Origin of the sequence: Qipengyuania xiapuensis, from assembly GCF_019711395.1 — a bacterium.
GTDB classification, from domain to species: domain Bacteria; phylum Pseudomonadota; class Alphaproteobacteria; order Sphingomonadales; family Sphingomonadaceae; genus Qipengyuania; species Qipengyuania xiapuensis.
The window spans coordinates 1,144,399-1,167,833 of record NZ_JAIGNL010000001.1 but is presented as its reverse complement, the minus strand read 5'-3'; the positions used below and the strand labels follow the sequence as shown (position 1 = coordinate 1,167,833).

Annotated in this window: 19 protein-coding genes; 3 read left to right on the top strand and 16 right to left on the bottom strand. The window is 64.1% G+C overall.

Features of this window, described 5'->3' with window-relative positions:
• Window positions 1-36 precede the first annotated feature (36 nt).
• The 10 genes from hemN to K3163_RS05900 form a co-directional block, all read right to left on the bottom strand.
• The gene (gene hemN / locus K3163_RS05945) at window positions 37-1,347 is read right to left on the bottom strand and encodes an oxygen-independent coproporphyrinogen III oxidase (protein ID WP_221553980.1); all 1,311 of its coding nucleotides are present in this window, start codon (window positions 1,345-1,347) and stop codon (window positions 37-39) included.
• A gap of 252 nt (window positions 1,348-1,599) precedes the next feature.
• Entirely contained in the window at window positions 1,600-1,746 is a 147-nt protein-coding gene (ccoS, locus tag K3163_RS05940) for a cbb3-type cytochrome oxidase assembly protein CcoS (RefSeq protein ID WP_221428772.1), read from the bottom strand.
• Complete coding sequence (locus K3163_RS05935) at window positions 1,743-3,866, bottom strand: heavy metal translocating P-type ATPase (protein ID WP_221553488.1); 2,124 nt, start codon at window positions 3,864-3,866, stop codon at window positions 1,743-1,745. Before K3163_RS05935 ends, ccoS begins: the two co-directional genes overlap by 4 nt.
• Entirely contained in the window at window positions 3,863-4,309 is a 447-nt protein-coding gene (locus K3163_RS05930) for a FixH family protein (protein WP_221428774.1), read from the bottom strand. The genes K3163_RS05935 and K3163_RS05930 overlap by 4 nt, the downstream gene beginning before the upstream one ends.
• Window positions 4,306-5,892: a cytochrome c oxidase accessory protein CcoG gene (gene ccoG / locus K3163_RS05925; protein ID WP_221553487.1), complete on the bottom strand. Its 1,587-nt coding sequence runs from the start codon at window positions 5,890-5,892 to the stop codon at window positions 4,306-4,308. Before ccoG ends, K3163_RS05930 begins: the two co-directional genes overlap by 4 nt.
• Window positions 5,879-6,820, bottom strand: a complete 942-nt coding sequence (gene ccoP / locus K3163_RS05920) for a cytochrome-c oxidase, cbb3-type subunit III (protein WP_221553486.1) — start codon at window positions 6,818-6,820, stop codon at window positions 5,879-5,881. The genes ccoG and ccoP overlap by 14 nt, the downstream gene beginning before the upstream one ends.
• The gene (locus K3163_RS05915) at window positions 6,810-6,968 is read right to left on the bottom strand and encodes a cbb3-type cytochrome c oxidase subunit 3 (RefSeq protein WP_221428777.1); all 159 of its coding nucleotides are present in this window, start codon (window positions 6,966-6,968) and stop codon (window positions 6,810-6,812) included. Before K3163_RS05915 ends, ccoP begins: the two co-directional genes overlap by 11 nt.
• A 2-nt stretch (window positions 6,969-6,970) precedes the next feature.
• A complete protein-coding gene (ccoO, locus tag K3163_RS05910) occupies window positions 6,971-7,780 on the bottom strand; it encodes a cytochrome-c oxidase, cbb3-type subunit II (RefSeq protein WP_221553485.1) in 810 nt (269 codons plus the stop codon).
• Window positions 7,781-7,795: 15 nt separating this feature from the next.
• Window positions 7,796-9,463 (bottom strand): cytochrome-c oxidase, cbb3-type subunit I, encoded by a 1,668-nt coding sequence (gene ccoN / locus K3163_RS05905; RefSeq protein ID WP_221553484.1) that lies wholly within the window; start codon window positions 9,461-9,463, stop codon window positions 7,796-7,798.
• A 77-nt stretch (window positions 9,464-9,540) separates the two neighbouring features.
• Complete coding sequence (locus tag K3163_RS05900) at window positions 9,541-10,290, bottom strand: helix-turn-helix domain-containing protein (protein ID WP_221553483.1); 750 nt, start codon at window positions 10,288-10,290, stop codon at window positions 9,541-9,543.
• 92 nt (window positions 10,291-10,382) lie between these two features.
• Here K3163_RS05900 and K3163_RS05895 point away from each other — a divergent pair, with 92 nt between their 5' ends.
• Window positions 10,383-11,051 carry an OmpW/AlkL family protein gene (locus K3163_RS05895; protein ID WP_221553482.1) on the top strand — a complete coding sequence of 223 codons (669 nt, stop codon included), beginning with the start codon at window positions 10,383-10,385 and terminating at the stop codon, window positions 11,049-11,051.
• Window positions 11,052-11,122: 71 nt separating this feature from the next.
• On the opposite strand, the gene K3163_RS05890 is transcribed toward K3163_RS05895, so the two are convergent.
• The gene (locus K3163_RS05890; RefSeq protein ID WP_345719703.1) at window positions 11,123-12,478 is read right to left on the bottom strand and encodes a DcaP family trimeric outer membrane transporter; all 1,356 of its coding nucleotides are present in this window, start codon (window positions 12,476-12,478) and stop codon (window positions 11,123-11,125) included.
• Between the two features lie 177 nt (window positions 12,479-12,655).
• Between K3163_RS05890 and acs the strand changes: the two genes are divergently transcribed.
• Both acs and K3163_RS05880 read left to right on the top strand, forming a co-directional pair.
• Complete coding sequence (acs, locus tag K3163_RS05885; RefSeq protein WP_221553481.1) at window positions 12,656-14,587, top strand: acetate--CoA ligase; 1,932 nt, start codon at window positions 12,656-12,658, stop codon at window positions 14,585-14,587.
• A gap of 5 nt (window positions 14,588-14,592) precedes the next feature.
• Complete coding sequence (locus tag K3163_RS05880) at window positions 14,593-15,228, top strand: response regulator transcription factor (RefSeq protein ID WP_221553480.1); 636 nt, start codon at window positions 14,593-14,595, stop codon at window positions 15,226-15,228.
• On the opposite strand, the gene K3163_RS05875 is transcribed toward K3163_RS05880, so the two are convergent.
• From K3163_RS05875 to K3163_RS05855, 5 genes are all read right to left on the bottom strand, one after another.
• Window positions 15,198-18,560: a PAS-domain containing protein gene (locus K3163_RS05875; protein WP_221553479.1), complete on the bottom strand. Its 3,363-nt coding sequence runs from the start codon at window positions 18,558-18,560 to the stop codon at window positions 15,198-15,200. The two genes, K3163_RS05880 and K3163_RS05875, sit on opposite strands and share 31 nt — an antisense overlap.
• A 103-nt stretch (window positions 18,561-18,663) precedes the next feature.
• Complete coding sequence (locus K3163_RS05870) at window positions 18,664-20,439, bottom strand: sodium:solute symporter family protein (RefSeq protein ID WP_221553478.1); 1,776 nt, start codon at window positions 20,437-20,439, stop codon at window positions 18,664-18,666.
• Window positions 20,440-20,449: 10 nt separating this feature from the next.
• Window positions 20,450-20,728 carry a DUF4212 domain-containing protein gene (locus K3163_RS05865; protein ID WP_221428787.1) on the bottom strand — a complete coding sequence of 93 codons (279 nt, stop codon included), beginning with the start codon at window positions 20,726-20,728 and terminating at the stop codon, window positions 20,450-20,452.
• A 116-nt stretch (window positions 20,729-20,844) separates the two neighbouring features.
• Window positions 20,845-21,504, bottom strand: a complete 660-nt coding sequence (locus K3163_RS05860) for an exonuclease domain-containing protein (protein WP_221553477.1) — start codon at window positions 21,502-21,504, stop codon at window positions 20,845-20,847.
• A 4-nt stretch (window positions 21,505-21,508) separates the two neighbouring features.
• Window positions 21,509-23,371 carry a DUF294 nucleotidyltransferase-like domain-containing protein gene (locus K3163_RS05855; protein WP_221553476.1) on the bottom strand — a complete coding sequence of 621 codons (1,863 nt, stop codon included), beginning with the start codon at window positions 23,369-23,371 and terminating at the stop codon, window positions 21,509-21,511.
• Window positions 23,372-23,435 lie beyond the last annotated feature (64 nt).

The following is a 23,435-nucleotide window of genomic DNA, read 5'->3' as shown; positions in this document are numbered from 1 at the left end:
CTTGCGCTATCGGGCAAGGCGCGATTGCAGCGGGGCTCAGATTGCGGTGCTGAACTTGCGGAAGCTGTCCTCGCGATAGGCGTCGATGGTCGCTGCAAGCGTGCGTGCGTAGGGTCTGCCTTCGGGGAGCAGTGTGAGTGTGAGACCTTCGAGCCGCGCCAGTCCGCGATCCACGAATGGGTCCAGGCGGGTCCTGATGCCGGCAAGGATGCAGGGGGTGAGCTCCGCTTCGCCGCGGCACAGCAGGTGCTCGATGATCTCGCCCCTCATCCGGTCGTCGGCGCTGCGCACGATCCCGCGCGTCGTGGTCAGGCGATCCAGCGATGCGAGCATGCGGTAACGGCCGCTGTTCTTCTCATTCTGCGCGAGCAATTGCGGGAAGCTGCTGATCGCCGAGCTGCCCAGCCCGATCAGCGAATCCGCCCCATCGTCGGTAAAGCCCTGGAAGTTGCGCCGCAGCGTGCCTCCGGCAACTGCGATGGCCATCGGGTCGCGTGGTTTCGCGAAGTGGTCGAACCCGACGGGAACATAGCCCTTCTCCACGAGCAGGTCATGTCCACTTGCGGCCATGGTGAAACGCTCCTCAACGCTGGAGAGCGCTTTTTCGTCGATCATCCGCTGCCGCGGCACGATATGCGGGACGTGGGCATAGCCGAACAGCGCGATGCGGTCGGCACCGAGAATGCTGGCATATTCGAGGCTGTCCGACAGGTCCTGCGCCGACTGGTGAGGGAGTCCGTACATCAGGTCGAAATTGAGCGACGTAACGCCAGCATCGCGCAGCCAGTCGATCGTGCGACAGATCAGGCTGTCCTCCTGGACCCGGCCAATCGCCTGCTGGCAATGCGCGGCAAAGGTCTGAACGCCGAGGCTGGCGCGAGTAATTCCGGCCGCACCAATCGCTTCGCCCCACTCCGCCGACATCGAGCGGGGGTCGAGCTCGGTCGACCACACAGTATCGGACAACGTAAAATTGCGGTGCAGCGCCTCGACAAGGTCGAGGAACTCCTGCGGCAGGATGGCATTCGGACTGCCGCCTCCGAACGACACCCTGCTCACCCGGGCATCTTCGGGGAGCAGTTCGGCAACCGTCTCTATCTCGGCGTGAAGTGCCGTCAGGTAGGATTCCAGCCGGTGCCGCCTGCCTGCAGCGCCGGTATTGCAGCCGCAATAGAAGCAGATCTTCTCGCAGAACGGGATGTGCAGGTAGAGCGAGATATCGCCGCTCGCCCCCTCGATCGCCTCGCAGTATCTGGCCGGCTCCAGCGGGCCGAATTCGGCAGCCGTCGGATAGCTGGTGTAGCGGGGAACGGGCTTGGCGAGCAGGTCGGGGTAATGGGTCCACATGCCATCCTGCTGGAGGATGGCGTTCAAAGCTTCATTGACCTCGATCAATCTTCTTGCGCGAACATCCGGCGTGGCACCCTGATTGATGGCAGGCGCCCTCGCCATCATCCGGGGCGGGGTCGCCGAGATCGATCTCGATCACCTTTCCGCTACCGCAAAGCGTGACCGTGAGAGTGCGCTCCTCGGCAGGGAGCGGTCCGATCATCGCGGGAATGAGAGCCGAAACAGCGAGAAGCAGGGAATTCAAAGCCCCTACTCCTCTTCTTCGTCGATCAAGATGCGCTGCGCAGCACCGTCGAGATCGTCGAACTGTTCATGCTTCATCGCCCAGAAGAACACGGCGAGACCCAGTGCGCCCATCCCGAGCGCGACGGGGATAAGGATCGCAAGACCGCTCATCGTGCCGCCCTCGCCAGCCGGAGCGAATTGGCGACGACGATCAGCGAGCTCAGCGACATGCAAATGGCAGCGATCAGCGGCGTCACCATCCCTGCGAGCGCGAGCGGAACGGCCAGAACGTTGTAAATAATCGCGAATGCGAAATTCTGGCGAACGATCGCCATTGTACGGCGCGAGGCCCTGACGGCTGTCGCAACCGGCGCGAGTGTCTTTCCAAGAAAAACGGCATCGGCGGCCTGCTGGCTGATGTCGCTGGCCGTCCCGGGTGCAATTGAGGCATGAGCGGCGGCCAGTGCGGGCCCGTCATTGAGCCCGTCGCCCACCATCAACGGCTTGTGTCCCCTCGCCTTGAGTTCCTCAAGCATGGCGAGCTTGTCTTCGGGCCTTACCCCGCCGAAGCCCTCGATCCGGAGCTGGGAAGCGACCTTCTCGACCGCGCCCTTCGTATCGCCCGACAGGATCCTCGAAGAAATGCCAAGCTCGGAAAGCGTGGCCAGCGCCGTTTTCGCATCGGCGCGCAATTCGTCGGCAAACCCGATGGCGTAGCGGCGATCCCCGATGCGCAGCTCGGTACCGGGAGCCTCTGTCTTCTCGCTGCCGCGATGAAGGCGCACTTCCGTTCCCTGCCAATTTCCACGGATGCCGACGCCTGCGCTTTCGTCGATCTCGGTGATCTCGGCGGCGATCACGCCGTTCTCGCGCAGCTTTGCAGCAAGGCCCCGGCTGAGCGGATGCGCGCTTGCCTGCGCAAGGCCGAGCGCAACCTGCTGCGCCGTGACGTCGAGCGCCGAGACATCGGGAACGGGTTCGCCGAGCGTCAGCGTACCGGTCTTGTCGAACAGCGCGATATCGACCTCGGCCAGCCGTTCGAGCGCGCTACCGTCCTTGACCAGCACGCCCGCGCGGGACAGCGCGCCCGAGGCAACGACCTGCGCTGCAGGAACCGCAAGGCCAAGTGCGCAGGGACAGGTGATGATGAGCACGGCGATCGCGATGATCATCGACTGGTGCCAGCCTGCTCCGGCCAGCATCCATCCGGCAAATGCCAGCAGCGCCAGCGTGTGGACAGCCGGCGCGTAGAAACGCGAGGCACGATCGGCAATACGGACGTAGCGGCTGCGCGATTGCCCCGCCTCGTCCATGAGCCGCGCGATTTCGGCGAGAACCGTATCGTCATTCGCAGCCGTGACCTCGACCACCAGCGGTCCGTCGATGAGGATCGCCCCGGCATGGACGGTGTCGCCCACACTCACGGCAACCGACATGCTCTCGCCGGTCAGCATGGAGTTGTCGATCCGGCCTTGCCCCTCGAGGATGCGCCCGTCCGCCGCCAGTGCTTCGCCCGAGGGCACCAGCATGGTCATCCCCGCGGCCAGTTCCTTGGCCTCGAGCCGCGAAGTGCTGCCATCGGCCTGGACCACGGTGGCGTACTTGCCCATCCGCGACAGGAGGGCGCCGATCCCGGCGCGCGTCCGTCCGCGCATCGTGGCGTCGAGCGCCCGTCCGGTGAGCAGGAAGAACAGCAGCATGACCGCGCCGTCGAAATAGGCGTGCTCGCCGCCGACCACGGTCTCGTGGAAAGACATGATCGTCGCGAGCAGGACGCCGATGGAAATCGGCACGTCCATGTTCGTACGCCCGTGACGCAGCGCCATGAGCGCACTGGAAAAGAAGGGGCGGCCCGAATAGGCGACGACGGGCAAGGCGATCAGCGCCGAGAGCCAGTGGAACAGCTCGCGCGTGACCCCGCCCGCGCCGGACCAGACGCTGACCGACAACAGCATGATATTCATCATGCCGAAGCCCGCGACAGCCAGCGCGCGAAGCAGGCGGCGCGTTTCCTTGTCGTCCTGCGCCAGCGGGTTTTCGGCGGCTGGCTGCGCCTCGAAACCCAGACCCGCCAATTCAAGGATCAGGCTATCCTCGTCCCAACGCTCGTCGTGCCTGACAGCGACGCGCTTGGCAGAGAAATTCACCCGCGCAGCTTCGACACCCTCGAGCTGCGACAGGCCGCGCTCGATCTTGGCGATGCAGCCCGCGCAGCGGATCCCGGGCACGGTGAAGCGCGTGTCATGCTCCGCATGTGCCTCCCCGGGCGCCAGGGTTGCATGGGCGTTCACCCCAGCGGCCTCTCGATGCGGTATTCGCGTTCGCCTTCGGCGAGGATCAGCCGCACCAGCCACCGGCCTTCGGGAAGCGTCTCTTCACTCAGGAAACGATCGCCCTCGGCGGAATCGAGCTCCCAGCGAAGCGGCTCGGAGCGACCGAGGGGATGGCGAAGCTCCGCGATTGCCGTCACACCTTCGGGCGTACCTTGCGTGCGGACTTCGAGCCGTCCGTCACCGCTTCGGGCGATCTCGGCGGTCCAGCCGAGCTCGTTGGCCTCCTCCGCAGCGGCAAGCCAGGTGTTGAAGTTCTGGCTGGCGACATAGGAATTTTCGACCACCACGCCGCCGAAACTACCGACTGCCTGGCTCGCCATGAAGAAATTCACGGCAACAACGATGCCGAAGCCGCCGACCAGCACGCCGGTCATGTGCCATCCGCTGAAAGGCTTTCTCATCGGTCCTCCTCCGGAGCGCTAAATCGTATCGTGCCCCTGTCCGTCTCGGGGCGCTCGTCCTCGGTGGAAAGGACGAATGCGAATTCCTGCTGGGCGGTGCCACGCGGCGCGACGACATAGGCGCGCACGCTGCGTGTCTGGTCTGCGGGGACCGTGAAGGTCTGGCTGCGCGCGGCTGCATCGCGGCGAATACCGTCGGTCCAGAACACCCCGCCGTCGAGCTCTTCGAGCGTAACCGACATTTCGCGCGGTGTGCTGGACATGTTGCGCAGCCGCAGCGTGTAGGAGTTGCGCACCGAGCCGTCGCTCATCAGCATGAAGGGCGGGTTGCGGTCTTGCGCGATCGTGAGGTCGAGATGACTACGCGTCCCCAATGCGAAAAGCAGGGCGAGGCCCACGGCCGACCAGACACCGAGATAGACGAGCGTGCGCGGGCGCAGCAGTGCCTTCCACGCGGGTTTTGCCTCGCCTCCTGCAGCCTCACGGTCGCAATCCTCGAGCGTTGCATAGTCGATGAGCCCGCGCGGACGGTCGATCTGCGCCATCACCCGGTCGCAGGCATCGATGCACAGGCCGCAGGTGATGCACCCGATCTGGGGCCCTTCGCGAATGTCGATCCCCGTCGGGCAGACCTGCACGCACTCGGTGCAATCGATGCAGTCGCCGTAGCTTTCCGGGTTCTTCTTCGCCTTCTTGATGCTTCCCCGAGGTTCACCGCGCCAGTCCTTGTAGGTCACCAGCAGCGACTTCTCGTCCATCATCGCGGTCTGGATGCGCGGCCAGGGGCACATGTAGATGCACACCTGCTCGCGCATGAATCCGCCGAGGACAACGGTGGTCAGTGTGAGGATCGCGACCGTGATGTAGGCGACGGGCGCTGCCTCGCCGCGCCAGAAATCGTGAACCAGCGTCGGCGCATCGGCGAAATACATGATCCATGCGCCGCCGGTCCAGAAACCGATGAAGAGATAGATCGACCACTTGAGACCGCGCTTGGCCACCTTGCCCCAGGTCCAGGGAGCGGCATCGAGCCGCATGCGGGCGTTGCGATCGCCGTCGACGAAACGGTCGACGTGCTGGAAGACATCGGTCCAGACGGTCTGGGGGCAGGAATAGCCGCACCAGGCGCGGCCCACCGCGCTCGTCACGAGGAACAGGCCGATCCCTGCCATGATGAGCAGGCCGGCTACGAAATAGAATTCGTGCGGCCAGATCTCGATGCCGAACATGTAGAAGCGGCGGTTGGCCAGATCGACGAGGACCGCCTGGTCGGGCGCGTAGGGACCGCGGTCCCAGCGTATCCACGGCGTACCGTAGTAGATCGCCAGCGTGACCAGCATGACCAGCCACTTGAAGCGGCGGAACGGTCCGTCGATGCGCTTGTTGTGCACCGCCTTGCGCGCTTCGTAGAGCTTCTCCGGCACGTTCTGGCGCGGCGGCTCGTGCGGTTCGTGCCGCCGCGTCGCAGCCTCCGGCGAGGCGACGGCGCTGCTGACCGGTTCATTGGTCTTGGCAACGCCGTCCTCGACGACAACCGACCAGTCGCGGCCGGATTTGCCTTCCGGGTCGTCAGGGTTGCTCATTTGCTCCGTCCACGGCGCTTTCGGCAGTCACGGTCTCGGCACTCGTTTCGTCCGCGATAACCTCGTCCTCGCCGCCACCGCGCGTATGGACGTAGGCCGTCAGCATCTTGATCGTGACCGGGTCGAGCCTGTCGCCGAATGCCGGCATCACGCCCAGCTTGGGATTCAGGATCTGGGCGCGAACTGCCTCGGGGCTGCTCCCGCGTAGCCAGATCGCGTCGTCGAGGCGCGGCGCGCCAACGGTGCGATCACCCTGTCCGGCATTGCCATGGCAGACGCTACAATTCTCGGAATAGAGCTGCGCGCCCGCCGAGTTGGCGGCTTCAAGGCCGCTCAGCGACCGGACGTGCGATACGAGCGCGCTCATCTGGGCGCTGTCGAACGCGCCATCGAAGGACGGCATTGCGCCCTGCCTCCGGTCGGCGTCCGGCTGGCGGATACCGTTGGAGATCGAATATTCGATCGCGGTGAGAGATCCGCCCCACAGCCAGTCGTCGTCGTTCAGGTTCGGATAGCCCAGCTCCTGGTTGCCGCCGGCACCAGAGCCGTGACACTGGGTGCAATGGACGCGGAAGGCGGCTCCGCCACCGGCGGTCGCCTGCTGCATCAGTTCGGGATTGGCGAGCAGCTTCTCGACATCGGTCGCGGCAAGACGCTCGCCCACCGAGACACGTGCCTGGTCAGCGACGCTCATTTCCTCTGCCAGCTGGCCGCGGCTCGTCCAGCCCAGCAGGCCTTCGGTCGCGCTCGAGAGCATCGGCCACGCCGGATAGGCGATCGTGTAGCCAAGGCCCCAGATGACCGTCAGGTAGAAGGTCCAGAGCCACCAACGCGGTAGCGGTGTATCGAGCTCCTCGATCCCGTCCCACTCGTGGCCGACGAACTCGGTGCCGGTCGGCTGGTCGATGCGCTTTTCGTCATTCGCCATCGGTCTTGTCCTCGAAAATCGAATGGGCTGCATTGTGGTTGTGCTCGCGCGCTCCCGGACGGAACGGCCACGCACTCAGGCCGATGAACAGGATCAGCATCACGATCAGGAAGTAGCTGTCGGCGAAGTGGCGCAGCATTTCGTACATGGTCAGCGCCCCTTCTCGTTGGTGAGTTCTTCCTGCGCCGCGGCGCTTTCGACATCGACCAGCGTGCCGAGCATCTGGAGATAGGCGACGAGCGCATCCATCTCGGTCAGGCGCGAGGGATCACCGTCGTAATCGCGGACCTGCGACTTGGGATAGCGGCTGGCGAGTGCCTCCGCGTCGCCGAAGCTATCGGCCTGCAGCGCAAGATCGCTCTCGGCATTCTCGATCTGCTCGTCCGTATAGGGGACACCCACGCGGCGTAGTGCCGTCAGGTTCGCAGCCGGATCGGCAACCTCGAGGTCCGCTTCGGCGAGGAAGCCGTATTGCGGCATGATGCTTTCAGGCACGACATCCTGCGGGTTGACGAGATGCTGGACGTGCCATTCGTCCGAATAGCGACCGCCAACGCGTGCAAGGTCGGGACCGGTCCGCTTGGATCCCCACTGGAAGGGGTGGTCGTACATGCTCTCGGCGGCGAGGCTGTAGTGGCCGTAGCGTTCGACCTCGTCCTTGAACGGGCGGATCATCTGGCTGTGGCAGGTGTAGCAACCCTCGCGGATGTAGATGTCGCGCCCTGCCAGCTCGAGCGGGGTATAGGGGCGCATCCCGTCCACCTTCTCGACGGTATTGTCGATCCAGAACAGCGGCGCGATCTCCACGATCCCGCCGATTGTGACGGTCAGGAACGTCGCGACTGCCAACAGCGTGACGTTGCGCTCGAGCCGCTTGTGGCCCTTGGCTGTTGCTTCGACATCGGGCGGTTCCTGCGAGAGGGGAGGTGCCGAGATCGCTTCTTCGGGTTTGTCGGTCATGGTCTCCTGGCTCCCTTATTCGGCCGGTACGGCGGTGGGAGGGACGGGCCGGTCGGCCTCTTCGTCATGCGGGGTCTCGGTCATCGGCGCTTCGTCACGCAGGCGGCCGGCGAGCGTCTGCCAGACGTTGTAGAGCATGATCAGGAAGCCCGAGAGGTAGAGGAAGCCGCCAAAGGCACGCATCAGGTACATCGGCTGGAGCGCTGCGACCGTGTCGGCAAAGCTGTTCACCAGGTAGCCGTCGGCACCGTATTCGCGCCACATCAGGCCCTGGGTGATGCCTGCCACCCACATGCTGGCGGCGTAGAAGACGATGCCCAGCGTCGCGAGCCAGAAGTGCCAGTTGATCATGCGCAGCGAATAGAGGCGCTTGCGCTTCCACAGGCGCGGCACGAGGTAGTAAACGCAGGCGAATGTGATCATGCCGTTCCAGCCGAGCGCGCCCGAGTGCACGTGGCCGATCGTCCAGTCGGTGTAGTGCGAGAGCGAGTTTACGGCCTTGATGCTCATCATCGGGCCTTCGAAGGTGCTCATGCCGTAGAAGGCGAGCGCCATGACCATCATGCGGATGATCGGGTCGGTGCGGACCTTGTCCCATGCGCCGTTGAGCGTCATCAGACCGTTGATCATGCCGCCCCAGCTGGGCATCCACAGCATGATCGAGAACACCATGCCGAGCGTCTGTGCCCAGTCGGGCAGTGCGGTGTAGTGGAGGTGGTGCGGTCCTGCCCAGATGTAGAGGAAGATCAGCGACCAGAAGTGGATGATCGACAGGCGGTAGGAATAGACCGGACGCTCGGCCTGCTTCGGCACGAAGTAGTACATCATCGCGAGGAAGCCCGCGGTCAGGAAGAAGCCGACCGCGTTATGGCCGTACCACCACTGGGTCAGCGCGTCCTGCACGCCGGCGAAGAGCGAATAGCTGCGCGCGCCGAGCAGGCTCACCGGCATGGCGAGGTTGTTGACCACGTGCAGCATGGCGACCGTCACGATGAAGGCGAGGAAGAACCAGTTCGCCACGTAGATATGCGGCTCCTTGCGGCGCATGATCGTGGCGACGAAGACGAGGAGGTAGCAGACCCAGACGATCGTCAGCCACAGGTCGACGTACCATTCCGGCTCGGCATATTCCTTCGACTGCGTGATACCGAGCAGGTAGCCGGTCGCGGCCAGGACGATGAACACCTGGTAGCCCCAGAACACGAAGCGGGCCATTCCGGGCAAGGCGAGCCGCGCGCGGCAGGTGCGCTGCACGACATAGAAGCTGGTCGCGATCAGGGCGTTGCCCCCGAAGGCGAAGATCACTGCGCTTGTGTGGAGAGGACGCACACGCCCGAAGTTGAGATAGGGCTCGAGATTCAGTTCGGGAAAGACGAGCTGCAGGGCGATGAAGAGACCGGCGAGGAAGCCCGCGAGCCCCCAGAATAGCGTTGCGAGAACCGCCCAGCGCACCGGGTCGTCATCATAGCGTGTCGCTTCCTGCGGGATCTTGAAGAAACCGCTCAGCGATGCTGCCGGATCGAACCGGGCCACCGATACGATCAATAAGCCGAAGGCGATGATCGCGACGATCAGCGCGTGTGCGGCGAAACCGCTATCCTTAGCCCCCAGCATTGCGGCCATCGCGGCGAGCGCGACGAGAAACCACAGACCTGCCCTGCCCAGCGTCGTTTCAGCTTGCATTGAATTCTCCGTCGTTTGCCACTCGGTAGCGGCGCGCGCGCGAGCGCACTTTGATCCACGTCAAATTGGCGAAATTGTCAGGCAGCTTCGGTGAGGTAGCCCGCGCGCGCCTCGAGCGCTCGCAGATCGGGAATGCGCACGCCCGCCTTGCCGGTGGTTTCAAGCAGGCCAAGCTCGCGTAGTACGCTGAACTGACGGCTGACGGTCTCGATGGTAAGCCCGAGGCTGTCGGCGATGTCACGGCGCGACATCGGCAGATCGATCGAGAGCGTCCCGTCGCGCATCGAACCGATGCGCACCGCCATCGCGACAAGAAAGCCCGCGAGCCGCTCTGTCGCGGTCTTGCGGCCAAGCGCGAGCGACTTCTCGCGGCTGCGCGACAAGGAGCCACGGGCGCATTCGAGCAGGCTGCGAAGCACTGCCGGATCGCTGCGCGCAAGCTCGGTGAAGTCGCGATAGTCGAAAACCAGCAGTTCGCTCGGGCGTACCGCCTCCAGCGTATAGGAGTGTTCGGCGCGTGCGGGCACGACCACCAGCTCGTCGGGGAAGTGGAATCCCACCACCTGGTCGCGTCGGTCCGAAGCATGGGCGACGAGCTTTGTCGCGCCCGAGCAGACGAACACGAGATGGTCGGCATGAAGGTTGAGCGCGAGTGCCTCTTCCCTGCCTACCGCAGCCGCGCGACCCAGCGCCTGGAAGCGCAATATAGCCGCATCGCTGAGATTGGCGGGCAGGTGTATCCGGGCGAAACGCTCGAACTGTTCGGGAAAGGTCATCATGCGCGCTTCATGACTCTCGCGAAGTTGCGGCGCATTGATTTCGATCAAGGACCTTCGCTTGCCGAGCGGGCAGTTGGGCGGCGAGCACCGTAACAACCTGGGCTGCAAGGGGCAGCCGCTGCGGTGCCGGGATTGATACAATGAAACACATGCTTGCACTTGGCGCTGCAGCCATTGCTGTCGGCGCCTTTCCGACCCAGGCCCTTGCCGAAGAAGGCGAGGTGCAGGTCAAGCTTCTGGCGACGGCCGTCCTGCCCGACGGCAAGATCGACACCGTGAACGTCGACATCGTCGGCCTGCCTGCCGGTACGCAGACGGAAGCCAACGACAACGTCGTGCCGACCATCGCCATCGAGTATTTCTTCACCGACAACTTCTCGGTCGAGACGATCGCCGGTGTCACGCAGCACGATGTCGACGGCGTTGCCGGACTTCCCGGTGCCGAACTCGTCGCCGATGCGAAGATCGTGCCAGCAACGATCACCGCCAAGGCGCATTTCGACCTCGGCGGCGTGAAGCCCTATGTCGGTGCCGGCCCCACCTACTGGCTGATCTTCGACGAACAGCCGGGCGCTGCCACCCTCCCGCTCGGCGTCACCGACTTCAATTTCGACAATGAATTCGGTTTTGCCCTGCAGGCAGGTGTCGACGTTCCGCTCGGCGAGGACGGTTTCGGCCTGACGCTCGATGCGAAACGCTACTTTATCGATCTCACCGCGCAGTGGTTCGCTGGCAACACGCTGGCCATCGAGACCGAGCACAAGATCGATCCCTGGGTCCTCAGCGGCGGTATCAGCTACCGCTTCTAAGCTCGGCGATCAAAAGAGAACGCCGCGGAAGGTCCTCCCCTTCCGCGGCGTTTTCCTTGTCCGTCCGGCAATCAGAACGAATACTTGGTCGAGACCTGGACCTTCTGCAGGTTTCCGGACTCTCCGCTCTCCAGCGTGCGTTCGGCATACATGTATTCCAGGCCGATATCGATCGGGCGTGACGGCGAGTAGATGATATTCGCCAGCACGTTCCAGCTCTCGTCGGTCACGGCGCCGCTGGTCAGCAGCACCGGGTTGTCCGCCTTGAAGTAAGAACCCGCCACGTTCGAGCGAAGCTTGTCCGACCACAGGTGGCGATAGGCAGCGAAACCCGAATAGGTGAAGATCGGATCGAGATCGCCGTTGGCGTCGAGCGCGGCGTCATTGACGATGTTGAGACCGATGTAGCGGCCAAGACCGTCGCCGACCGTGCCCATGAAGCGGAAGTCGTCCTTGTCGCCGAGCGCGATCTTGCCCGAGAGGCTGAAGCCGTAGCCGAGCGCGCTGTCCTCGCCCGTACCGAAGTCGTCATCGGTAATACGCAGGTTGCGCAGGATGCCTGCCGCCGTGATCGAGCCCCAGTCCCCGCCGAGATTGTAGCGGGCAACGAAGTCGGGGAGCGTATCGTCGCCGGCCAGCACGCGGCCACCCGTAGGCGTGGTCACCGTGGTTTCCGGCTGTTCGACAGCCAGCATCAGCCCGCCATTGGTATAGCGGACCATGGGCTGGCGCTCGAAGACCGTGCCCGGCGTCGTCCCGATGAAATCGAGACTATCGGGCAGCGCGCCGACATTCTGGAAGGTCGACCAGGTCTGGCCGAACAGCCAATTGTCATAGGTGATGAAGGCCTGTCGCAGGCGCGGCTGGTAGCTGTTCGAAATGCGCTCGTCGCCGTTCGGCGTGACCATGAAATCGAGCTCGATCTGCGAGTTCAGCTTGTGCTCGGCACCGACATCGGTCGACGTCTTGAAGATAAAGCGCGACTGGCGGGCGTTGAAATCGGTATCCCAGCCCGAGGCTTCCCCGCCGACCGGAATGGCGCCGGGAATGAGGAAATCGCGCACGATGCTGCCCGAGGCGACCTGCCCGCCGCTGGTGCGCTGCGAGATCGCATCGAGCTTGACGTATCCGGCATAGGAAACGGTGGTGTTGCCGACGCGGAAGCCCTTGTCTTCCTGCTTTTTCGGCTCCTCGATCTGCGCGGCGAGCTCTTCCTGGCGTGCTTGCATTGCCCGGGTTTCGGCGAGGGCCGCCTCGGCCGCTGCAGCGCTTTCGGCCTGGTTGGCCTCCATCTGGCCTTCCTGCGCATCGAGCCGTTCGATGAGGCCCATGACCAGCGTCTCGAGCCGGTCCAGCCGTGCCTCGAGTTCCGCGTCCTGCGCCGCGGCGGGCGTTGCCGCGAGGCATGTCCCTGCCAGAAGCGCCACGCGAAATCCCGTCCTCATCCTGCTGCCAAGCATGTCCAATCTCCCTCGTCTGTTATCGAGACGGACAATGCGCCCACATCATAGGAGCGATAAATCGGCAGATAGTCGTAAGACCTTGGTCTGACAGCGCCGCCCCCTTCCCTGCTGCTATTCCGAGTCGGGAAAGGGAGACCGACCATGCTCAATGCAGTTCACCGGATCAGCGACGCCACCGAAACCCACTGCACGCCGGAACAGTATGACGAGCTGTACCGCCGTTCGGTCGAGGACAGCGACGGTTTCTGGCTCGAGCAGGCGAAGCGACTGGACTGGACGAGCGCGCCGACCAAGGCCGGCGATTGGTCATTCGACCCGGTCGGGATCAGCTGGTTCGCCGACGGCACTCTCAACCTGTGCCACAATGCGGTCGATCGCCACCTGGCAGAGCGCGGCAACGAGACCGCGCTTATCTTCGAACCCGACGATCCGCAAAGCCCCGGGCGCACCCTCACCTATCGCCAGCTTCATGCGGAAGTTGTCGCGATGGCCAATGCGCTCAAGGCGCTGGGCGTCACCAAGGGCGAGCGCGTGACCATCTACATGCCCATGGTCGTACAGGGCGTCACTGCGATGCTCGCCTGCGCAAGGCTGGGCGCGATCCACTCTGTCGTGTTCGGCGGGTTCTCACCCGAGGCGCTGGCCGGCCGGATCGAGGGTTGCGGCAGCCGCTTCGTGATCACCGCCGACGAGGGCCTGCGCGGAAGCAAGCGCGTGCCGCTCAAGGCCAATGTCGATGCGGCTCTCGACCAGCTGGACGAAGATGCCGGCGTCAAAGGCGTCCTCGTCGTGAGCCATACGGGCGGCGATATCGCCATGACCGCTGGCCGCGACCACTGGTACCATGAGCTCGCCAGCGATGCCGATTGCCCATGCGAGGAAATGAACGCGGAGGATCCCCTGTTCATCCTCTACACCTCGGGCTCTACCGGAAAGCCCAAGGGCGTGGTGCACACGACCGGTGGCTACGGCGTGTGGACCGCCACGACCTTCAACTACGTGTTCGATTACCAGCCCGGCGAAGTGTTCTGGTGCACTGCCGATATCGGCTGGATCACCGGCCACAGCTATATCGCCTACGGACCGCTGCTGAACGGCGCGACCCAGGTCATCTTCGAGGGCGTGCCGAGCTATCCCGACCACAGCCGCTTCTGGGAGGTGGTCGAGAAGCACAAGGTCAACATCCTCTACACCGCACCAACCGCCATCCGCGCGCTGATGCGCGAGGGCGACGACTTCGTGACCAGGCACGACCGGTCCTCGCTCCGGCTGCTCGGCACCGTTGGCGAGCCGATCAATCCAGAAGCCTGGCGCTGGTATTTCGAAACTGTCGGCGAGAAGCGCTGCCCGATCGTCGATACCTGGTGGCAGACCGAGACCGGCGGGGTGATGATCACCACGCTACCTTCGGCACATGACATGAAACCGGGTAGCGCGGGGCTGCCCTTCTTCGGGATCCAGCCGCAGCTGGTCGATAATGAGGGCGCTGTTCTCGATGGCGCGACCGAGGGCAATCTGTGCATCACGCATAGTTGGCCCGGTCAGGCGCGTACGGTCTATGGCGATCACGAGCGCTTCGTGCAGACCTATTTCAGCACCTACGAGGGCAAGTATTTCACCGGCGACGGCTGCCGCCGCGACGAGGACGGTTATTACTGGATCACCGGCCGCGTCGACGACGTGATAAACGTCTCGGGCCACAGGATGGGCACGGCCGAGGTCGAAAGCGCGCTGGTGAGCCACGCGAAGGTCGCCGAGTCCGCGGTCGTCGGATACCCGCACGATATCAAGGGACAGGGCATTTACTGCTACGTCACCTTGAACGCCGGCGAAGAGGGATCGGACGAGCTTTATGCCGAACTGCGCGGCCACGTCCGCAAGGAAATCGGCCCGATCGCCTCGCCCGACCATATCCAGTTCACCGACGGCCTGCCCAAGACGCGGAGCGGCAAGATCATGCGCCGGATCCTGCGCAAAATCGCGGAAAACGAATATGGTTCGCTGGGCGATACTTCCACACTGGCGGACCCAAGCCTTGTTGATCGGTTGATCGAAGGACGGCAGAACCGCTGAGCATCATGGCCCAGCGCATCATCATCGCCGACGACCACCCGCTGTTCCGCACGGCGCTCAGCCATGCGGTGGCCAAGGTGTGGCCCGATGCGGAGATCATCGAAGCGTCGAGCGCGGGAGAAGCGCGCCGCGAGGTCGAGCAGGGGGCGGAAGCCTTGCTGCTCGATCTTCACATGGAGGATTCGAACGGTCTTTCCGCGCTGATGGACTTCCGCCAGGATCATCCCGCCCTGCCGGTCATCATCGTGTCAGCAAGCGAGGAGCCGAGGGTCTATGCCGCGGCCAACCAGCTTGGCGCTGCGGCCTTCATCCCGAAATCCGCCAGCCTCGAGGAAATGCGCGAGGCGCTGTCCTGCGTTCGCGAGGGCGACAGCTGGTTTCCCGACAGCGAAGACGAAACCGATGACGACCTTGCACGCATCGCGTCACTCACCCCGGCGCAGCGTCGCATCCTCGGCCAGCTCAACGAGGGCCTGCTGAACAAGCAGATCGCCTACGAGCTCGACATCAGCGAAGCGACCGTGAAAGCGCATATCACGGCGATCTTCCGCAAGCTGGGAGTGGTCAATCGGACGCAAGCCGTCCTCTTGGCCGGCAAACTGATCGTCGATCAGGACACGGCGGACCCGGCGGAGGCCTGACCGTCTCCCTGCCCACGGGCAATGCAATCGGAAATCAGGGCCCGTAGCGCAGCCGGCGATGACGGCTTGAGCAACCGGTTCGCGCCCATCCTCTTGGCCGCAGCTTCGGTTTCCTCGCCAGCCTCTGCCGTAAGCAGGATCGCAGGAGGCCGCGCCCCCCACTCCTTCGTCAGCGCATCGTAGACACCATCGCCGCGTTCATCGTCGTCCAGGCGGAAATCCATGATCACCACATCGGGGGCTGCCGGACATGCGGCCCGCGCCTCGGCAAGGCTGCCGGCACAGGTGACCTGCAAGCCCCACTTCGAAAGCACGGCGGATGTCGCGCTGAGAGCGGCGGGATCGTTGTCGACCACCAGCACCCTTGCATCCGCGATGGCCGAGGCGCGCCGCTTCGGTTTGGCCTTGGGCCGCGTCTGCCAGCGCAGCACCGGCAGGCTGGCGGAGAAGCGGCTCCCCTTTCCGATCACGGAGCGGGTGACGATCTCGACATCGAGGAGCGCCGCGATCCTGCGCACGATGGCAAGCCCGAGGCCGAGGCCTTCCCGGTTGCTCGTGGCACCGCGCTGGAACTCGCCGAACAGCCGCTCGACGTCCTTCTCCGCGATCCCAGGGCCGGTATCGTAGACGCACAGGGAGATATCATCGCCGTCCCTGCGCACGCCGAGCAGGACACCGCCCTCGTCGGTGTAGCGCACGGCGTTGCTCACGAGGTTACGCGTGATGCTCGCCAGCAGGGCGCGGTCGGTATGCAGCCACGCGCTCGTCCGCACGCAGCGGAACCGCAGCCCCTTCTCCTCCGCCTGGACGGCAAACTCGCGCTCGATCTCGCGGAATATCTCCTCGAGCGCGACAGGTTCGAGCTTCGGTTCGATCCCGCCACCGTCGAGCTTGGAAATATCGAGCAGCGCTCGGATCAGGCGGTCGGCAGAGGAAATCGACCCGTCGAGGTCCCTTACAAGGCGCTCGAGCTGGTCGCGTCCGCGCACCTCCTCTCCGAGGGCTGATGCGAAGAGTCGAGCTGCATTGAGCGGCTGGATCAGGTCATGGCTGGCTGCCGCAAGGAAGCGCGTCTTGGACTGGGTTGCGGCTTCAAGTTTCTCGTTGGCTTCGCTGAGCTGGTGCGTGCGCTCCGCGACCTTCTGCTCGAGAGCCTGCTCGGCCCGCCGTTCTGCGGTCACATCGCTGTAGCTGGTCACATAGCCGCCGCCCGGCGCCGGATTGCCGACGATCAGCATGATGCGCCCGTCGGGCTGTTCGCGTTCCATGCGGTGCGTCCTGCCCGCGCGCATGTGATCGAGGCGGCGTGCGATCTGGCGCTCGATCTCGTCCTCGTCCGTGCCGCCGAGCCTGAGATTGAAGCGGATGAGCTCGGCGATCGGCGTTCCCACGCTGGCCAGCTCGTCGGGCAGTCCGAACATTTCCTGATAGCGGCTGTTCCACGCCACGAGGTTCATGTCTGCATCCACCAGCGCCACGCCCTGGTCGATGTTCTCGATCGCGAGCTGGAGCAGGTCACCGCTGAAGGTCAGGCGCCGGTTGGTCTCGTCGAACATGGCGACGACCTTTTCCAGCGGAACCGGGTCGCCCTGCGACCAGCTCGCCATCAGCATCCGGGCAGACGGTGTACCTACGACCCCAGCAATGGTGCGCTCGGCAAGCGCCATCACCTCCTGATCGGCAGGTGCGTCGTCACGATAAGCGCCCCCTAGCGTTTCGAGCGCACGCTTCTGGCCGACGAATTGCGCGAGCAGGAGGCGGATGTCGCCGACTCGTTTGCTGGTTGCGAACGCCGGGCGCATCCCCGGAGGTGTCATGCCCACGAATGCTGCAGCCTGCGCGGCATCCACCAGCGTTTCCCGCCCGAAAGCGGAGCCGGCCCAGTAGGCAGCGACATTGGCGCCGAGACTGAGGAGCACGCCTGAAACGAGCATATCGGGATGGATCGCAAGTAGCGGGGCCTGTCCGCTCGCCGAGGGCAGGATAAGCAGGGTCAGCCAGCACACGAAGCCCGCGACCAGCCCGCAGACCATACCCACCTTGTTGCCGTGGCGGCTGACCATGCCCAGCACCAGCCCGGGCGCGAACTGTGCCATCGCCGCAAAAGCCAGCGTCCCGAGGCCCGCAAGGTTCGCGGCGGCACCGAAGCCGAGATAGAACAGGTAAGCAAAGAACAGGAGCGCCGCGATGACGAGGCGCCGCACCATGAGGAGGCGGGTCGCAAGCCGGGTCCGGTCCCCTCGCCCGCGCAGCTCTCGCCGGAAGACGAGCGGCGACACGAGGTCATTCGTAATCATGGTCGAGAGAGCGACACTGGCGACCACGATCATGCCGGTTGAAGCCGCGAAACCGCCGATGAAGACGAACAGCGCAAGAGCCTCGTTCCCGCTGGCTAGCGGCAGAGCCATCACGATCATGTCCGAGGGCGTCGACGCTGGCAGGATGGCCAGGCCCGCCATCACGATCGGGACAATCACCAGCGAGGTCAGCAGGAGGTAGCCGGGGAAGAGCCATTGCATCGTGCGGCTCGCCCGGTCGGTCTGGGCCTCAACAAAGGTCATGTGGAACTGCCGCGGAAGGCATAGCGCGGCACAGGCTGCGATAAGCGTGAGGATGGCGAAGCGGGCATCGATCTGCGTGGCAGAAAAGGGCGAAGCCTCGGCCATCGTGGTGCTTTCCGCGGCAAAAATGAGCACGAGAGCAAAGGCTGCCACAGCCAGCAGTGCGAGGAGCTTCACGACAGATTCGACCGCGATCGTGAGGACCAGCCCAGCATTGTCGCCGGCGCTGTCTCCCCTGCGCGAGCCGAACAGGATAGCGAACAATGCCATGCTACCTGCCACGAGCAGGACCAGCTCATCTGCCGAAACGCTGGATTGCAGGTCGGGATCGAGGGCAAGCAACGTCGCGCCGACCGATTGGAGTTGCAGCGCCATGTAGGGCAGCGAGCCAATGGTGGCGATAATCGTCACCAGCGATGCGACCAGCGCGCTCTTGCCGTAGCGGGCCGAAAGGAAGTCGGCGATCGAGGTGGAATGCTGCGCCTTGGCCTGCGCGAGGATGCGCCGCACCAATCCGTAGCCGACAGTGAAGACGAGGATCGGTCCAAGGTAGATGGGCAGGTAGTGCCAGCCCGCACTCGCCGCCGATCCTACCCCGCCGAAGAAGGTCCAGCTGGTGCAGTAGACCGCAAGGCTGAGGCCGTAGATCCAGTCGCGCCTGCGCCGGGAAAGCGCCTGCCCCGACTGGCCGAGCCGGTCCTGCCGCGCCGCCAGCCAGAATAGCAGCGCGAGATAGAGCGTAGCCGCCAGGATTGCTGCGCCAAACAGCATCTCATCCTCCCTCCGCTTGCCAGCCTAACCCAAGGCCGTGAACTTGCAAAGAAAAGGGCGACACCGTGCGGTGCCGCCCTTCCCTGCGAGAGCCACGAAGGGCTTAGTGAGCGTGGGCTTCCCCGGCTCCGCGCGGAACGCGGATCGAGTCCACCAGCTTCTTGATCTCGACCGGCGGGCTGGCCGTCATCTTCGAGACCGCGATGGCGATGGCGAAGTTCAGCACCATGCCGACCACGCCGATGCCTTCGGGAGAGATACCGAAGAGCCAGTTTTCCGCCACGTTCGCTTCCGGGTTCATCAGCTTGAAGTAGAAGATGTAGCTGAAGGTGAAAGCGAGACCCGAGACCATGCCGGCGATCGCGCCTTCCTTGTTCATCGACTTCGAGAAGATGCCCATGAAGATGGCCGGGAACAGGCTGGCAGCGGCAAGGCCGAAGGCGAAGGCGACCACCTGTGCCACCCATCCTGGCGGATAGATGCCGAGGTAACCTGCCACCACGATCGCTGCAGTCGCCGCGATACGCGCCGCCATCAGCTCGCCCTTCTCCGATATGTCCGGCTTGAAGGTCGATTTGAGCAGGTCGTGGCTGACCGAGCTGGAGATCACCAGCAACAGGCCCGCTGCCGTCGACAAGGCTGCGGCGAGGCCACCGGCTGCAACCAGCGCGATCACCCATCCCGGCAAATTGCCGATCTCGGGGTTGGCGAGGACCATGATGTCGCGGTCGACATAGACCTCGTTCTCGCTGTCGGCGACCGGCGCATTGGTCACCACGCGTTCGCCCGAGGCGCCCGTACCTTCACCGAATTCCGGCGCGCCTGCGAAGGCATCACCGCTGCGGTACTGCATGACACCGTCGCCGTTCTTGTCTTGGAAGGCGATGAGGTCATTGCGCTCCCAGTTCTTGAACCACTCGGGGGCCTGCGAATACTCGGTCTCGTTCACCGTATCGATGAAGTTGATCCGGGCGAAGGCACCGACCGCGGGTGCAGTCGTGTAGAGCAGCGCGATGAACACCAGCGCCCACCCAGCCGACTTGCGGGCATCGGAAGCCTTGGGAACGGTGAAGAAGCGCACGATCACATGCGGAAGACCCGCAGTGCCCACCATCAGCGCAAGCGTGATGCAGAACACGTCGATCATGCTCTTCGACCCGTCGGTATACTCCCCGAAGCCCAAGTCGCTCAGCACGAGGTTGAGCTTCTGCAGGACGTACAGGCCGGACCCGTCGTTCACCGTCGAGCCAAGGCCGATCTGCGGGATCGGGTTGCCCGTGATCATGAAGCTCAGGAAGAACGCCGGCACCATGTAGGCGAAGATCAGCACGCAGTATTGCGCGACCTGCGTATAGGTGATGCCCTTCATCCCGCCGAGCACGGCATAGACGAAGACGATGCCCATGCCGATGATGACGCCCCAGAAGATCTGCACATCGAGGAAGCGCGAGAACACGATACCCACGCCGCGCATCTGGCCTGCGATATAGGTGAAGCTGATGAAGATCAGGCAGATCACCGCCACCACGCGCGCGGTCTTGGAATAGTACCGCGTGCCGATGAAATCGGGCACGGTGAATTGGCCGAACTTGCGCAGATATGGCGCAAGCAGGAGTGCAAGCAGAACGTAGCCGCCGGTCCAACCCATCAGGTAGACGCTCGCATCATAGCCGAGGAAGGCAATGAGGCCCGCCATCGAGATGAAGCTTGCCGCGCTCATCCAGTCGGCGGCGGTTGCCATGCCGTTCACGACCGGGTTTACCCCGCCGCCGGCAACGTAGAATTCCTTCGTCGAACCGGCCCGCGACCAGATCGCGATACCGATGTACAGCGCGAAGCTGAGGCCGACGAAAATGTAGATCAGGGTCTGTGTGTCCATGATCGCCTCCTCAGTCGTCGAGATCGTACTTGCGCTCGAGCGCCTTCATACGGACGACGTAGAAGACGATGAGCGCGATGAAGATGTAGATGGAGCCCTGCTGGGCGAACCAGAAGCCGAGCGGGTATCCGCCGAGCATGAACTGGTCGAGGAAGTCGCGGAACAGGATTCCGGCCCCGAAGGAACAGGCGAACCAGATCGCCATGAGTGAGACCAGCAGGCGGATATTGTCACGCCAGTAGGCGCCCTCCGCTTCGCTCGTCTGGTGGGTGTCGTTCTCGTCGGCCATAGCCTCCCCCTTTCTTCCTCTCCGGTCTGCAAAGCGCCCATGGATTCGGGAGCTTTGCCGGGAAGGCTATGCGGAGGAACGCCGCCGGACGAGCGCGACATAAGTCTAATGCGGGCTCAGCACTCCAGTGAGCCGAGGCTCATTTCGCGACCCATACGCGTCAATTGCGCGAGAAACAGCTCGGCAGATGCCAGCGCATCAGCGAGCGCATCATGCTGGGAATGCGGCGAAAGGTTGTAGCGTGCCCGGGATGCCTCCAGCCGGTAGGCTTCCGTCCCGACGAGCCCCGGACTGAGCTTGCGCTCCAACTCGAGCGTGCAGATGGCCCTGACCGGCGGGGCAATGCCGAAACGCTGTGCGACCAGCCGCTCGACAACTCCGCGTTCGATTGACGCTCCGTGGGCCACGACCACCTTGCCCGCCAGCGCTGCGAGCAACTCGTCGGTCACCTTGTGGCGATGTTCGCCTTCCCTCGCGCGTGTCTCGCCGATGCCGTGGACCGCGACCGCATCATCGTCGAGCCGGGCCTTGCTCCTGATATCGCGGCTGCTTGCTTGCGAAAGGTCGATCCCGGACAGGTTGAAAGGTAGCCACCCGGCCTGCAAGACATGCGCATCCTTGCCGAGGCCGTCGAGCTCGAAGTCGAGCGCGAGGAGCGGGACATGCGAGATCGGCGCACTCGCAGCCGGCCATTCGGCTTCGGCATAGGCCCGCAGCGATGCATGGTCCGATCGCCCACACTCCTTCAGGCGCCGGGCAAAGCGCCATTTGCGCAAGGCCTCAAGCAATGCCGCCCGCCAGATTGCGCTTGAGCGAGTCCAGCCCGCTGCCGATCACCTTGAAGGCATCCTTGAGGTATTCCCTCTCGAGAGGGCTCAGCTTTCGCGGATTGATCAGGTTGTCCGGCGCGGTATCGGTCCGGACCTGCTCTGCCTGGTGCGTGATCCTCAACTCGTTGACGAGCAGGAAGGCGTCCTTGAGGCTCTCCGCATCGCCCGGCGACATATGGCCCGAGGCTGCGAGTGCCTCCAGACGTTCCAACGTGCCCGTCTCCGAAAGACCCTCGGACAGTGCCAGGGTACGCGCGATGTCGATCGCCGGCATGATCGCCTGCGCCTTGGCGTCGAAGACCTTCTGGCCGTCTTCCGATTTTTCCAGGACGAGATTGCGGAATATCCCGAGCGGTATCTTGCTGCGCTGGGCGTCGCGCGCGAGGAAGCTCACGAATAGCGGGGATTGGCTCGCGAGGGCAACGACATCCTCGTGCAGACGTCCGGCGAGGCCCACGTCCCCGTGGACCGCGCGCATGTCGAAGTAGATCGTGGCACGCAGGATGGAATCCTCGTCGGGATCGGCGATCCAGCGTGCATAACGATCCTTCCACTCGCTCGCCGTGAGCCGCTGCTCCGGGTTCTTCGCCATGATCCCGCCCTTGCAATAGACGAAGCCGCTGTCGTCCAAGAGGTCTGAAATGCGCTCGCCCAGCGCCGCGAAATACGCCCTTCCCTCCTCATCGACGCGGTCGTCCATGACGATGCCGTTGTCCTGGTCCGACCCGACAAGCTGCTCGCCTCGAGCCAATGAACCGAATGCCAAGAGGGCATAGGGGACAGGAGGTGGCCCAAGCTCCGCCTCGGCCAGCTGCGCTGCCTTGCGATGCACCGCTTCGCCAAGCGCCGATGTGAAGCGCATGATGTGCTCGGCATGAAAGCCACCTGCCTCCATGCGGGCGAAGCTTTCCGGGATTTGCGCGGACGCTGCGACGAGGGGGGCGGGTCCGGCGGCTTTCGCCACCAGCATGCCGGTATCGATCGCACTGTCGCCGAGAAAGGCGAGGATATCGGTGGCGCTCAGGACGGCGAGGAGTTCGCCTCCATCGCCGAGGATGGGAATGTGCCGGAAGCCCCCCGCGGCCATCAGCGCCATCGCCTCGGCCGCGCTTGCATCGCGGGGCAGCGTCTGCGGCGATGCGGTCATCACCTCGCGCACCGGATTGTCGAGCGGGAAGCGTGCCGCAACAACCCGGCGGCGCAGGTCCTTGTCGGTGAATATGCCGAGCAAGCCTCCCTCGTCGCAAATAGCCAGAGTACTGACGTCGCGCTCGCTCATCAGGGCCGCGGCATCGCAGACGGGCATTTCAGGCGGGCAGGAGACCGGATCGCTATGCACGATCAGCTGCTCGATCGTGGCATGTTCGAGCGAACTCGATCGCTTCTGCCTCAAGTCGCGGACGGCGGCGCGAATGCGTTCAGTCTCGCTTTCGTTGAAATACTCACGCAGGCTCTCACTTTCCTCGCGAAGGCGGTGGAATTCCGTCGCGGGAAGGCAATAGACGAGCGTGTCCTCCAGCGCCCTGGTGGTATTCCGTACCTCTCCGCCGCGCAGCAGCGAAGGATAGGCAAAACACCCGCCCTGCCCCAGACGCATGGTAAGATCCTCGCCCGCGAGACGAAGCTCGACCGCACCGCTACGGATGATGAAGAGCTGGTCGTTGTGCGATCCGGCCTCGAGGATTGTCTCACCCGAACGGAAATAGCGCACGACAATACGCCTCGCGATGCGCGACTGCTGGTCCTCGCTCAACCGGTCGAAGGGCGGAGCATCGCCCAGGAAGGAACGGACCTCGCTCAATTCGCTGGCCATGGTCATGCCATAGCAGAGATGCCGGCGAAGCACCGCCCGACTTTGGTCGAAGGCGCTCGGCAAG

Bases quoted from the DNA above. Each gene is read 5' to 3' on its own strand.
- hemN (WP_221553980.1), bottom strand. From the start codon at position 1,347: ATGTGGACCCATTACCCCGACCTGCTCGCCAAGCCCGTTCCCCGCTAC.
- ccoS (WP_221428772.1), bottom strand. From the start codon at position 1,746: ATGAGCGGTCTTGCGATCCTTATCCCCGTCGCGCTCGGGATGGGCGCA.
- K3163_RS05930 (WP_221428774.1), bottom strand. From the start codon at position 4,309: ATGAGAAAGCCTTTCAGCGGATGGCACATGACCGGCGTGCTGGTCGGC.
- ccoG (WP_221553487.1), bottom strand. From the start codon at position 5,892: ATGAGCAACCCTGACGACCCGGAAGGCAAATCCGGCCGCGACTGGTCG.
- ccoP (WP_221553486.1), bottom strand. From the start codon at position 6,820: ATGGCGAATGACGAAAAGCGCATCGACCAGCCGACCGGCACCGAGTTC.
- K3163_RS05915 (WP_221428777.1), bottom strand. From the start codon at position 6,968: ATGTACGAAATGCTGCGCCACTTCGCCGACAGCTACTTCCTGATCGTG.
- ccoO (WP_221553485.1), bottom strand. From the start codon at position 7,780: ATGACCGACAAACCCGAAGAAGCGATCTCGGCACCTCCCCTCTCGCAG.
- ccoN (WP_221553484.1), bottom strand. From the start codon at position 9,463: ATGCAAGCTGAAACGACGCTGGGCAGGGCAGGTCTGTGGTTTCTCGTC.
- K3163_RS05895 (WP_221553482.1), top strand. From the start codon at position 10,383: ATGAAACACATGCTTGCACTTGGCGCTGCAGCCATTGCTGTCGGCGCC.
- acs (WP_221553481.1), top strand. From the start codon at position 12,656: ATGCTCAATGCAGTTCACCGGATCAGCGACGCCACCGAAACCCACTGC.
- K3163_RS05880 (WP_221553480.1), top strand. From the start codon at position 14,593: ATGGCCCAGCGCATCATCATCGCCGACGACCACCCGCTGTTCCGCACG.
- K3163_RS05875 (WP_221553479.1), bottom strand. From the start codon at position 18,560: ATGCTGTTTGGCGCAGCAATCCTGGCGGCTACGCTCTATCTCGCGCTG.
- K3163_RS05870 (WP_221553478.1), bottom strand. From the start codon at position 20,439: ATGGACACACAGACCCTGATCTACATTTTCGTCGGCCTCAGCTTCGCG.
- K3163_RS05865 (WP_221428787.1), bottom strand. From the start codon at position 20,728: ATGGCCGACGAGAACGACACCCACCAGACGAGCGAAGCGGAGGGCGCC.
- K3163_RS05855 (WP_221553476.1), bottom strand. From the start codon at position 23,371: ATGGCCAGCGAATTGAGCGAGGTCCGTTCCTTCCTGGGCGATGCTCCG.